At 69.4% G+C, this 11,936-nt stretch carries 9 protein-coding genes; 5 read left to right on the forward strand and 4 right to left on the reverse strand.

Going from position 1 to position 11,936, the window contains the following annotated elements; all coding sequences use genetic code 11:
- Positions 1-45 precede the first annotated feature (45 nt).
- On the reverse strand, positions 46-519 hold the full coding sequence (locus ON29_RS05500; protein WP_040865062.1) for a gamma-glutamylcyclotransferase family protein: 474 nt from the start codon (positions 517-519) through the stop codon (positions 46-48).
- A gap of 173 nt (positions 520-692) precedes the next feature.
- Between ON29_RS05500 and ON29_RS05505 the strand changes: the two genes are divergently transcribed.
- The 4 genes from ON29_RS05505 to ON29_RS05520 all read left to right on the forward strand — a co-directional run bounded on the left by ON29_RS05505 (position 693) and on the right by ON29_RS05520 (position 5,795).
- Positions 693-2,096, forward strand: a complete 1,404-nt coding sequence (locus tag ON29_RS05505) for an NAD(P)H-quinone dehydrogenase (protein ID WP_040865033.1) — start codon at positions 693-695, stop codon at positions 2,094-2,096.
- A 463-nt stretch (positions 2,097-2,559) separates the two neighbouring features.
- The gene (locus tag ON29_RS05510) at positions 2,560-3,444 is read left to right on the forward strand and encodes a hypothetical protein (protein WP_245548829.1); all 885 of its coding nucleotides are present in this window, start codon (positions 2,560-2,562) and stop codon (positions 3,442-3,444) included.
- A 73-nt stretch (positions 3,445-3,517) separates the two neighbouring features.
- Entirely contained in the window at positions 3,518-4,528 is a 1,011-nt protein-coding gene (locus ON29_RS05515; RefSeq protein WP_040865063.1) for a DUF8176 domain-containing protein, read from the forward strand.
- An 88-nt stretch (positions 4,529-4,616) separates the two neighbouring features.
- Positions 4,617-5,795, forward strand: a complete 1,179-nt coding sequence (locus ON29_RS05520) for an aminotransferase-like domain-containing protein (RefSeq protein ID WP_040865064.1) — start codon at positions 4,617-4,619, stop codon at positions 5,793-5,795.
- 184 nt (positions 5,796-5,979) lie between these two features.
- On the opposite strand, the gene glpK is transcribed toward ON29_RS05520, so the two are convergent.
- Complete coding sequence (glpK, locus tag ON29_RS05525; RefSeq protein ID WP_040865034.1) at positions 5,980-7,479, reverse strand: glycerol kinase GlpK; 1,500 nt, start codon at positions 7,477-7,479, stop codon at positions 5,980-5,982.
- Positions 7,480-7,976: 497 nt separating this feature from the next.
- On the opposite strand from glpK, the gene ON29_RS05530 reads away from it, so the two are divergent.
- Positions 7,977-9,710: a glycerol-3-phosphate dehydrogenase/oxidase gene (locus ON29_RS05530; protein WP_040865035.1), complete on the forward strand. Its 1,734-nt coding sequence runs from the start codon at positions 7,977-7,979 to the stop codon at positions 9,708-9,710.
- 42 nt (positions 9,711-9,752) lie between these two features.
- On the opposite strand, the gene ON29_RS05535 is transcribed toward ON29_RS05530, so the two are convergent.
- Positions 9,753-10,328: a TetR/AcrR family transcriptional regulator gene (locus tag ON29_RS05535; protein ID WP_040865065.1), complete on the reverse strand. Its 576-nt coding sequence runs from the start codon at positions 10,326-10,328 to the stop codon at positions 9,753-9,755.
- 59 nt (positions 10,329-10,387) lie between these two features.
- Positions 10,388-11,749, reverse strand: a complete 1,362-nt coding sequence (gene hpnE, locus ON29_RS05540) for a hydroxysqualene dehydroxylase HpnE (RefSeq protein ID WP_040865036.1) — start codon at positions 11,747-11,749, stop codon at positions 10,388-10,390.
- Positions 11,750-11,936 lie beyond the last annotated feature (187 nt).

Consider the following 11,936-nt stretch of genomic DNA (forward strand, 5'->3'; position numbering starts at 1 on the left):
CCCGGAAGGTACGGCCCCGCCGCCTGCGTTGCGGTGTGACGCGGGTCAGCCGAAGTTGCCCGGGCCGACGTTGCGGCTGTTGCGGGTGCGTAGGGCGTGCACGTAATCCTCTGGCGCGCCCGCTTTTTCGGCCGCGTCGGCGATCACGCCGATGTAGCGGGCCGAGGGCAGGCCGCCCTCGTAGGCGTCCAGCACGTAGAGCCAGGCCAGCGTGGGCTCGCCGCCGTCGGCGTTGCGGGTGACGCGCAAGCGGATCTTCTTGTGGATACCGAAGTCCGAACCCTCCCACCGGTCCAGCCGCTGCTCGTCCTCCGGCGACACGTCGTAGAGCACGACGAACACCCGGGAACCCGGGTCCTCGACGACCGTCGCGAGAGGCCCTTCCCAGCCGATGTCGTCACCGGCAAAGGTCAGCCGCCAGCCCTCCAACCAGCCCGTCCCGGACATGGGGGAGTGCGGACAGCGCTCGAGCATCTGCGTCGAGTCCATGTTGGACCCGTAAGCGGCATAGATCGGCACCAGCAAAGGGTAGCCAATAACCTTCACAGACCGCGTTCGATTGCCGCACCTGCGGCGCGGCGCGCGGCGGGGACCCGTTGCGCAGCGGTAACGCGGTCGGTGGTGCGAGGTGGTTGCCGGATAACGTTTACCCGTGCCGGAGATCCCGGCGTGCAGCACGAGCGGAGGTATCAATGACCCGCATCGCGATCATCGGTGGCGGACCGGCCGGCTATGAGGCGGCCCTGGTGGCGGCCCAGCACGGAGCGTCGGTGACGCTGATCGATTCCGACGGGATCGGCGGAGCCTGCGTGCTGTGGGACTGCGTCCCTTCGAAAACCTTCATCGCCTCGACCGGCGTGCGCACCGACCTGCGCCGCGCTCGCGATCTCGGCATCACCCTGGACCCGAACCAGGCGCAGGTGCAGCTGACCGAGGTGAACGCGCGCGTGAAGGCGCTGGCGCTCGCGCAGTCCTCCGACATCCGCTCGAAGTTGCAGACCGTCGGAGTGACCGTGCTGGCAGGCTACGGCGAGCTGATCGAACGCGGCGGCGGCCTGGCCGCGCACCGGGTGCTGGCCAAGCTGGCCGACGGCGCGCAGCAGACCATCGAGGCCGAGGTCGTGCTGATCGCCACCGGCGCGAGCCCGCGGGTGCTGCCGGGCGCGGAACCGGACGGTGAGCGCATCCTCAACTGGCGTCAGCTCTACGACCTGGAGGAGCTGCCGGAGACCCTGGTGGTCGTCGGTTCCGGTGTGACGGGCGCGGAGTTCGTCTCCGCCTACACCGAGATGGGTGTGCGGGTGAAGCTGGTCTCCAGCCGCGACCGCGTGCTGCCCGGCGAGGACGCCGACGCCGCGCTGGTCCTGGAGGACGCGCTCGCCGAGCGCGGCGTCGAACTGGTCAAGCACGCCCGCGCGGACGCGGTGGAGCGCACCGCCGACGGCATCGTGGTGAAGCTCTCCGACGGGCGCACGGTTTCCGGCTCGCACGCGCTGATGACCGTCGGTTCGACGCCCAACACGGGAGGCCTGGGGCTGGAACGGGTCGGCATCGAACTCGACCGCGGTGGTTACCTGCGGGTGGACCGCGTATCGCGCACCTCGGTGCCCGGCATCTACGCCGCGGGCGACTGCACCGGTCTGCTGCCGCTGGCCTCGGTGGCCGCGATGCAGGGACGCATCGCGATGTACCACGCGCTCGGCGAGGGTGTCAGCCCGATTCGCCTGAAGACCGTCGCCTCCGCGGTGTTCACCCGGCCGGAGATCGCGACCGTGGGCGTCAGCCAGACCGCGATCGACAACGGCGAGGTTCCCGCGCGCACGGTGATGCTGCCGCTGAACACGAACCCGCGCGCCAAGATGTCGAGTCTGCGGCGTGGTTTCGTCAAGATCTTCTGCCGTCCCGCGACCGGCGTGGTGATCGGCGGCGTCGTCGTCGCGCCGATCGCCTCGGAGTTGATCCTGCCGATCGCCCTTGCGGTGCAGAACAATCTGACGGTCAACGACCTGGCCCAGACCTTCTCGGTGTACCCGTCGCTCACGGGTTCGGTGACCGAGGCGGCGCGGTTGCTGATGCGGCACGACGACCTCGACTGACCTCTTTCCGGCGCGTCCGGTGCCGTGTCCGATCCCGGACATCGTGCCCGGTGAACTCGGGGCAGGCGCGGAGTGCGGGCGCTCTTGCCAGCCATGGCTATTCGCCGCGTTGCCCATCGTGCGCACATGTGGTTCACTCTCGGCAGAGATGCGATCGAAGGACGGTCGCGAAGTTCGGTGTGGGGGGAAGGGTCCTTTCCGAATCGGCACGGCGAACGGCCCGGGTCGTTCGACGATCAGGCGTCTCACCCAGGGACAACCTGTATGCGGCCGATTCGGCCGCACCCGGGAAGGAAGCGCGAAAAGTGAAACATCGTAAGCCGAGTCGGGCGCAGCGAGCGATGGCGAGCACCTCGTTGCCACTGGCCACAGCGGCTGCCGTGGCCACTCTCTTCGCTGCGCCTGCGGGGCGGCTCCGAACGATCCGACCACTCCGCCGACGCCTGCTCCCACCCAGCCGGGTGTGAACGAGTCGCCGAGCACCCCGGAGACCACGCAGCCGGAGCCGAACAAGCCCGAGTCCAAGCAGGATTCGGAGAAGCCGGAGAGCAAGCCGACGCCGCGTCAGCCGGGCGTCACCACGCCGGAGTCGGACCACGCCGCGCCCGACCAGAAGGATCCGAAGCTCGCCAAGCCGACCCAGCCGGGCGTGACCCCGCCGCGTGTCGCGCCGCTGCCGGTCCCCGGCCAGCAGAAGCCGAGCGACCCGCAGGCCGCGGTCTCGCCGGACCAGGCCGCGCCGCAGCCCGGGCAGCAGGCGGCTCCGCAGCCCGGCCAGCAGGCCGCGCCGCAGCCGGACGCCCAGAGCGACAACGCCCCGGCGCGGCAGCCGGAGAGTTCCACGCTGGTGCAGCCGCAGGCGCAGCCGCGCTGGCAGGCGCCACGCATGGAGGCAGCCCCGGCCGCCCCGGTCGTGGAGATGACCGGTCCGCACGCGGAGATCGGCGCGAACATCGACGGCGGCACCTTGCTGCCGGGCCACGTGGCCAACACCCACCACTTCAGTAACGAGGCCGGGTACGTCGGCACCATCGGCTACCGCACGCCGACCGGCGCGGGTGAAGCCGGTGTCTCGGTGGAGTTCGTCGACAAGAACACCGTCAAGCTGACCACCTACACCGGTGGCGAGGGCCTGGCGTCGAACAACACCACCTCGGTGTTCGACACCACGCAGCTGAACCAGGCCAAGGCCGCGGTGGAGGACTGGATCCGCGAGCAGCCGGGCGGCGCGGCCGCCCTGGAAGCCGCCGCACAGGTTAAGCTTCCGCTTCAGCCGGGCGACTTCGCTCCGCAGACCGTCGACGTGGGTGGTGCCACCACGCAGTGGGGTGGTTCACTCCAGTACTGACACGTGCTGTTTTCGACGGGTGGGGCGGCCGTTCGCGGCCGCCCCACTTGTGTGTCCTGGGAAAGGATTGGGTGTGACCTCCGAGGGTGATGCGAGGGAGAACGAATCCGACCAGTCCGGTTCGGAGTTCGGTCCGTCGTTGGGGGAGTTCGGGCCGCCGGTCTCCGAGTTCGGGCCGCCCGTCGCGGAATTCGGTCCCCCGATGGGCGCGAACACCGGCCCGGGCTGGCAGGTGCCGCAGCAGTCGATCGACCACCCCGAACTCACCTGGCGTCCGGCAGGGCAGCCGGAGACGACGCCCGCACTGTCCCCGCAGTTTCGCGCGCCGGATTCGACGGTCTACTCCGAACGGCCGGTAGCGCCGCCCGCGGCTGCCCAGCCCCAGCCGCCTGCCGCGGAGGTCCCGCGCCCGCAACCCAAGGACGGCGAGCAGGACTCGTGGTGGAACCGGCCGACGCTGGAAGGCGGCGTTCCGAAGCCTCCGCCGCCGTCGGAGTCGGCTCTGTCCTGGGCCGAGGACCCGGTCGCCATGCGGCTCGCGCTGCGCCTTCCCGAGAAGCCCCCGCCTGCGCGGCGTAGTCCCTCGCGGCGCTGGGTCGTGCTGGGGACGCTCGCGGCGGTGGTGGCGTTGGTCGCGCTGACGGTGACCATCGTCCTGGCCGGCGGCGGCGATGACGGCCAGGACGGCACGGCTGCTTCGGCGGCCACCAGCGCCGTGGTGATGAACTGCCCGACCCGCACCGAGGGCAATGTCACCTTCGGCAACGGCGCGGGTGATACGAGCAGTGGGATCCGCGCGATTCTCGGCTTCGAGCATGCGTACTATTCCGAGCGCAGCGCTACCCGCGCGCATACTTTCGTGGCACCGGGCGCGAACGTCGAACCGCCTGTCGACCTGCAGAAGACCATCGACCAGCACATCCCGCAGGGCACGGCCTATTGCCTGCGGATCGCGGAGATGGCCCCCGATCGCTTCAACGTCGAGCTCACCGAACGCCGCCCCGACGGCACCGAGGCCAAGTACTTCCCCGTGATCACCACCGTGAACCTGGACGGACGGACCCTCATCTATCTGATCGATTGAGCCCAGCTTCTCAAAATGTGAGATTCTGATTTCAGAGTCTGGTATGAATGTGCGACAGTGGGGTATCGCGTATTCCTCGGAGGTGTCCATGTCGTCGATCACTCCACCGCTGGCCCGGCGTCTCGGCGGTCTGCAGAGTTCGGCGATTCGTGATCTGCTGAAGGTGGCCGCGCGCGACGACGTGGTCAGTCTGGCGGGCGGCCTGCCCGACGAGCAGCTGATGCCGCGTGACCGGATCGCGCAGGCCGCGGAGTCGGCGCTGGCGGACCGCGCGCGACTGCAATACACCGAATCGGCGGGCTGGGGCCCGCTGCGTGAGGTGCTCGCCGCCCGCGAGACCGTGCGGCTGGGGCGGCCGGTGCCGCTCGAGGAGGTGTTCGTCACCCACGGTTCGCAGCAGGCGCTGTCGCTGCTCGCCGAAGTGCTGCTGGACCCGGGTGCGCTCGTCGTGGTCGAGGATCCGGCGTACGTCGGCGCGCTGCAAGTGTTCCGTGCCGCCGGATCGCGCATCGTCACCGTTCCGCTGGATGCCGAGGGTATGCGGGTCGACGCGCTGGCCGACCTGCTCGGCCGCGGCGAGCGGCCCGCACTGGTGCACACGGTGAGCAATTTCCACAATCCGCGCGGCGTCACCATGAGCCCGGGGCGTCGTCGTGAACTCGCCGAACTCGCCGAACGGTATGGATTCTGGGTAATCGAAGACGATCCATACGGCGAGCTGTGGTTCGACAACCCGTCGCCGGAGCCGGTCGCGGCGTATTCGTCCCACGTGATCCGGCTGTCGAGCGCGTCGAAGACGCTGGCTCCGACCTTGCGGGTGGGCTGGATGACCGCGCCCGACGCGGTGAGCAGGGGTGTGGAGTTGCTGAAGCAGGGCGCGGACCTGTGCGGATCCGCCCTGACCCAGCAGATCGCCGCTGAGCTGCTCGCGGATGCCGAGTGGCTGGGAGCGCATGTGCGGGAGGTCCGGCGCGTCTACGGCGCGCGAGCGCGTGTCCTGGTGGACGAGCTGCGCATGCGCTTCGGTGACCGGCTGGTGAGCACCGACGCCGCGGGCGGCATGTTCGTGTGGGTCGATTTCACCGATGGCACCGACACCGTGGACTTGTTGCCCCGCGCCGTCGATCTCGGCGTCGCCTACGTCCCCGGCGAGGCGTTCGCGGTCTCCGGCGCCCATCGGAATTCGATGCGTCTGTGCTTCACCACGTCGGAGGCGGCGACGCTTCGGGAGGCGGTCGCGCGCTTGGCGCACGCGATAGGTGAATAGTCTCGGGCGCAACGACTTTCGATTGCCTCCGGATGGCTTCACCCGATAGGGTTGCGCACATCCACGGAGACACTGCCGCCGCACGAACTCGGCTCGCAGCGGTCGCCGATCACTTCCCGGCCGGGTCGGACCGACCGATCGCGCGGAGGCGGCACGGCGAGCGAAATCCCATCCGGTGCGGTCGTCAGTCCACCCAGCCGTAGGTGCGCTCGACGGCCTTGTTCCACGCGGCGTAGTGCTCGGCGCGGTCGGCGTCCGACATCGCGGGGTGCCAGGTCTTGTCGGCGGTCCAGTTGGCGCGGATGTCGTCGGTGCCCGCCCAGTAACCGACGGCGAGCCCGGCCGCGTACGCCGCGCCCAGCGCCGTGGTCTCGTTGACCACCGGGCGCACCACGGGCACGTCGAGAATGTCGGATTGGAACTGCATGAGCAGGTCGTTGCCGACCATGCCGCCGTCCACCTTCAACGTGGTCAGCTCTAGGCCGAGCCGCTGGGACTCGGCGTCCGCGCGCATCGCGTCGACCACCTCGCGGGTCTGGAACGCGGTGGATTCCAGCACCGCGCGCGCGAGGTGTGCTTTGGTGACGAAACGGGTGAGCCCGGTGATCACGCCGCGCGCGTCCGGACGCCACCGGGGAGCGAACAGCCCCGAGAAGGCGGGAACGATGTAGGCGCCGCCGTTGTCGTCGACGCTGCGGGCCAGCGGCTCGATCTCGTCGGCGGCGGAGATGATGCCCAGGTTGTCCCGGAACCACTGCACCAGCGAGCCGGTGACCGCGATCGAGCCCTCCAAGGCGTACACCGCGTCCGCGTCACCGAGGCGGTAACACACCGTGGTGAGCAGGCCGTGCTTGCTGAACACCGGTGTGGTGCCGGTATTGAGCAGCATGAAATTGCCGGTGCCGTAAGTGTTCTTGGCCTCGCCCGGCGACAAGCAGGCCTGGCCGAAGGTGGCGGCCTGCTGGTCGCCGAGGATGCCCGCGACCGGCACCCCGGCCAGCGGCCCGGAACTGATCGGAGCGTAGACCTCCGAGGAACTGCGCACCTGCGGCAGCATCGACTCCGGCACGCCGAACTCCGCGCAGATCTCCGAATCCCACTGCAAGGAGCGCAGGTCCAGCAGCATGGTGCGGGAGGCGTTGGTCACATCGGTGATGTGCTCGCCGGTGAGATTCCACAGCACCCAGCTGTCGACGGTGCCGAAGCACAGCTCGCCCGCCTCCGCGCGCTCTCGCACACCGGGCACGTTGTCCAGGATCCAGCGCAGCTTCGGCCCCGCGAAATAGGTGGACAGCGGGAGTCCGGTGCGATCCTGGTAGCGGCCCGGTCCCGCCTCGCCGCCCAGTTCGGCGCACAGCCGGTCGGTACGGGTGTCCTGCCAGACGATCGCGTTGTACACCGGCCGCCCGGTCGCGCGATCCCACACCACCGTCGTCTCACGCTGGTTGGTGACCCCCACCGCGGCGATGTCCTCAGCGCTGAGCCCGCTGCGCTCCAGCACGTCGCCGAGGACGAATTCGGTATCGCGCCATATGGTTTCGGGATCGTGCTCCACCCAGCCCGGTTGCGGGAAGATCTGCTCGTGCTCACGCTGGGCGACGCCGACGACGTGCCCCTGACGGTCGAAGACGATGCACCGACTCGAGGTCGTGCCCTGATCGATGGCGGCCACATAGCGACGCATGCGCTGAGTCTATTTTGCCGCGACTTCGTGGCGGCGTGTTCGCGGCCCCTTTGTGGATGTGTTGGTTTTGCTCGGTCTCGCTTCGCTCGAAACCGGGAGTTGGGGTGCGCTGGGCACGTAGGGCGTGAGCTTTGGATACCGCGCACACGGTTCGCTGTGGCCGGCTGTCGTCCCGGGCGTGACCGCTGCTTGTTTCTTCGGCGCCTACACGGCCGCCAGTGGAACGCGAGCCGGGCCGCGAACGGCACACGCTCAGCGCATGGCAATGGTGCATGCGACTTGCGGCGGCTGACTCGAGAAGGCGGTGAGCGCGGCGCGGTGTGGGCTGCCTCACCAGGGTGGGGGACAACTCGCCGCTCGACTAGGGTGGGTCTTGTTACCGGCGAGTAGGCCGGGGCGACACGAACCGGGGCGCGGGCGCTCGATCCGTGGCGGTTCGCCTAGCCTGGACCTGAACGCTCGATCGGACACATCCGCGTCGGCTGGAGGAGTCGAGCATGGCCAAGAAACCGGATTCGCAGGCCCTCGGGCCGGAGCAGCGCAGGGTGGCCTGGGAGCGCTTCGGCAAGGATCATTTCGATGTGGTCGTCGTCGGCGGTGGCGTGGTGGGGGCCGGCATCGCGTTGGACGCGGCGACGAGGGGGTTGCAGGTCGCCCTGGTCGAGGCCCGCGATCTCGGGTCGGGCACCTCCAGCCGGTCGTCGAAGATGTTCCACGGTGGCCTGCGATATCTGGAACAGCTGGAGTTCGGATTGGTGCGTGAGGCGCTGCGGGAACGCGAGCTCACGCTGTCCACCCTGGCGCCGCACCTGGTGAAGCCGCTGCGGTTCCTGTACCCGCTGACCCACCGGGTCTGGGAGCGCCCGTATGTGGCCGCCGGCCTGGCCCTCTACGACACCATGGGCGGCGCCAAATCCGTACCGGGTCAACAGCATCTGACCCGCGCGGGTGCTCTGCGGCTGGCGCCGGGACTGCGGCGTGACTCGCTGATCGGCGGTGTCGCCTACTACGACACGGTCGTCGACGACGCGCGCCACACCATGATGGTGGCGCGCACGGCCGCGCACTACGGCGCGGTGATCCGCACGTCCACCCAGGTGGTCGGGTTCCTGCGCGAGGCGGACCGGGTGGTCGGCGTGAAGGTGCGCGACACCGAGGACGGGCGTACCGGCGAGGTCCGTGGGCATGTGGTGATCAACGCGACCGGCGTGTGGACCGACGAAGTCCAAGCCCTGTCGCACCAGCGGGGCCGGTTCCACGTGCGGGCTTCGAAAGGCGTGCACATCGTGGTGCCCAGGGACCGGATCGTCAGCGACACCGCGATCATCCTGCGCACCGCGACTTCGGTGCTGTTCGTCATCCCCTGGGGCGCTCACTGGATCATCGGCACCACCGACACGGACTGGAATCTCGACCTGGCCCATCCGGCCGCGACCAAGGCCGATATCGACTACCTGCTGGAGCGGGTGAACGAGGTGCTGGTCACGCCGCTCACCCCGGACGACATCGACGGCGTGTACGCCGGGCTGCGCCCGCTGCTGGCGGGGGAGAGCGACGAGACGTCCAAGCTGTCGCGCGAGCACGCGGTCGCCCGGGTGGCACCCGGTCTGGTCGGCATCGCGGGTGGCAAGTACACCACCTATCGCGTGATGGCCTACGACGCGGTGGACGAAGTGGCTGAGGACATTCCGGCCCGGGTCTCGCCGTCGGTCACCGCGAAGGTGCCGCTGCTCGGCGCCGACGGGTATTTCGCGCTGGTCAACCAGACGGTGCAGCTGGCCGAGACCTTCGGCGTGCATCCGTACCGGATCAAGCACCTGCTGGACCGGTACGGGTCGCTCATCGAGGAGGTCATGGCCTTCGCCGCCGACAAACCCGAACTCCTGCAGCCGATTACGGACGCGCCATCCTATCTACAGGTGGAGGCGGTCTACGCGGCGGCGGCCGAGGGCGCCCTGCACCTGGACGACGTCCTGGCCCGGCGGACCAGGATCTCGATCGAGTATCCGCATCGCGGGGCCAATTGTGCCGAGCAGGTGGCCCAGCTGATCGCACCCATCCTGGGCTGGGACGACGAGGAGATCGACCGAGAGGTCCAGACCTATCAGGCGCGGGTCGACGCGGAGGTCCACTCGCAGACCCAACCGGACGACGCCTCCGCCGATGCCCTGCGGATCGCTGCTCCGGAGCCGCGCCCCGAGATTCTGGAGCCGGTGCCGTCCGAAGGCTGAGCCCGCCGGTAACCCGGTGGACGGTCGCACCTCGGAGTGCGATCAGTCCTCGCCGACGGGCGCTTCCATCCGCATCGCCCAGTCGACCAGGGAGCGCAGATAGCGCAGCACCAGTTCGTCCGGGTACCCGATCGGGTCGATGAGGTGCAGGCGGGCCAGTTCCTCCATGGCGGCCAACAGGATTCGCTCCGTCGGGCCGTTCGGGTCCACGGTGACGCCGAGATATCGGGACAGGTGGCGCGCGCCGATCGCCCTGGCGTAGGCGCGGCCGAGCGCGAGGCGCTCACGCAGTTCGGGCGGACCGCCGTCGAACGGGCTGAGGATGATGCGCCAGCTGGTCGGCGCGGCGTGCAGGTAGGCGAGGATGCCACGGCCGACACGGTCCACGTCGCCGTGGTCCCAGTCCACGCTGCGCACACCGGCGAACGCGATGGCCGACTCGCGATCCAGCAGTGCCGCCGTCAGCCCGGACAGATCGGTGAACTGCTGATACACCAGCGCACGGGCCACGCGCGCCGCGCGCGCCACCCGATCGATGCTCACCGCGCCGAAGCCCTCGGTGGCGACGATGTCACGCGCCACGTCCAGCAGTTGGGTACGGCGGTCGGCGGCGGACATCCGGCGCTTCGGCCGCGCGGGCTCGGTACTCGCGCGCTCGGCCGTGGAGCGATCCGTGGTCACGCAGTCGACGGTAGCTCGAGCAGCAGATCGACCGCCCGCGCCGCGCTCTGCACCGCGCTCTCCATCGTCGCCGACCAGTCGGTGGCGGTCCAGTCGCCCGCGAGCACCAAGCCGGGCACCGAGGTCCGTTGCCCCGGACGCAACGCGTGGGTGCCGACCACCTGCGAGAAGGTGGCTTTCGGCATGCGTACGACCTGCGCCTGCACGACGTTCGCCGTGCGCGCCGCCGGGTAGTAGCGGCGCAGCAGCGCCATTTGCTCGTCGACGATCTCGTCGCTGGTCTTGTGGATCTGTTCGTAGGCGCCACTGGTGGTCAGGCAATACAGCCAGGCTTTCGCGGTGCTGCGCCCGGTCATCCGCTGCCGATCGAAGACCTCGTCGATGACGCCGGTGCCGCCGATCAGGGCCTCGAACTCGGCCGTGGTGCCGAGCGGGCGATCGAGGTAGAGGTTGGTGCTGACGATCGGCGTGTATCCCAGTTTGTCCGCGGCCGCGTAGATCTCGGCGTGCTCGGGCAGTTCGTCGAGCAGGCCCCCGATGTTCGAGTTGGGCACCGCGCAGACCACCGCGTCGGCCGGGATCGTGGTGCCGTCGGCCAGTGCGACGCCGGTGACTTCGCCGTCCGAGATGTGAATGCGGCGGGCCACGGCTCGGTAGCGCACTTGCACACCGTGCTTCTCGAAGACGCGCAGCGCCCCGGTGACATACAGCGTGTCCAGATCGGTGGTGGGGTAACCGATGCCGACGGCTCGCCGATGGCGCAGGCCCAGCCGGATGCCGGTGGCCATCACATCGGCGAACACCTTCGCCGACTCCTGCTGCACCGGCTCGGCCGCGATGCCGAGCGCCAGCCAATCCCACAGCGCCTCCCGCGCTTTCGCGGGCATGCCGACCCGGTCGAACCATTGCTCGGTGGTGAGGTCGGGCAGGTCGGCGGGTTGGTTGAGGCACTGCCGGCCGAGGCGGAGGGTGGCGACCGCGGCCCGCGCGCGTTCCAGTGGATTCGCGTCGGGATGTGCGCCGAACAGCGTGCGCAGGGCGGCGATTCCCTTGGTGCGCATCGTGAAGCTGCGACCGTCCGGCCAGCGCAGCGTGGCACCGTGCGGAAAGGCGATGTATTGCCGGGTGCCGACGCTCGTGAGATAGCGGAACAGGTGGTCGTATCCACTGGCGATCACGTGCTGGCCGTTGTCCGGCGGGTCGTCCACCGCCTCGGCCCGCATGGCGTGGGTGCGTCCGCCGAGCTGTCCTCTGCGCTCCAGGAGGGTGACCTGTTTGCCCGCCTCCGCCAGCCAGACCGCTGACGCGAGCCCCGCCAAGCCGCCGCCGATCACCACGTATCGCCGTGGGTCGCTCATGGTGCTCTCCCGTCTTAACTTACAAATTGTAAGTTATGCGGGCGGGCGGTGACTCGTCAAGGGCGGAGGGGTTTTTCACGCTGCCCCGGGCTCGCTCGGGACGGGTTGGCATTGCGGGCAGAAGAAGATGCCCCGTTCGCGTTGCACCACGCGGTCGTAATCGGGTGCGGTGTCACCGAGCAGGTCG

The sequence above is a fragment of the Nocardia exalbida NBRC 100660 genome, assembly GCF_000308575.1.
Lineage (GTDB): Bacteria > Actinomycetota > Actinomycetes > Mycobacteriales > Mycobacteriaceae > Nocardia > Nocardia exalbida.

Excerpts from the sequence above, each read along its gene's own strand:
- ON29_RS05505 (WP_040865033.1), top strand. The coding sequence starts at position 693 with ATGACCCGCATCGCGATCATCGGTGGCGGACCGGCCGGCTATGAGGCG.
- ON29_RS05520 (WP_040865064.1), top strand. The coding sequence starts at position 4,617 with ATGTCGTCGATCACTCCACCGCTGGCCCGGCGTCTCGGCGGTCTGCAG.
- glpK (WP_040865034.1), bottom strand. The coding sequence starts at position 7,479 with ATGCGTCGCTATGTGGCCGCCATCGATCAGGGCACGACCTCGAGTCGG.
- ON29_RS05530 (WP_040865035.1), top strand. The coding sequence starts at position 7,977 with ATGGCCAAGAAACCGGATTCGCAGGCCCTCGGGCCGGAGCAGCGCAGG.
- ON29_RS05535 (WP_040865065.1), bottom strand. The coding sequence starts at position 10,328 with ATGTCCGCCGCCGACCGCCGTACCCAACTGCTGGACGTGGCGCGTGAC.
- hpnE (WP_040865036.1), bottom strand. The coding sequence starts at position 11,749 with ATGAGCGACCCACGGCGATACGTGGTGATCGGCGGCGGCTTGGCGGGG.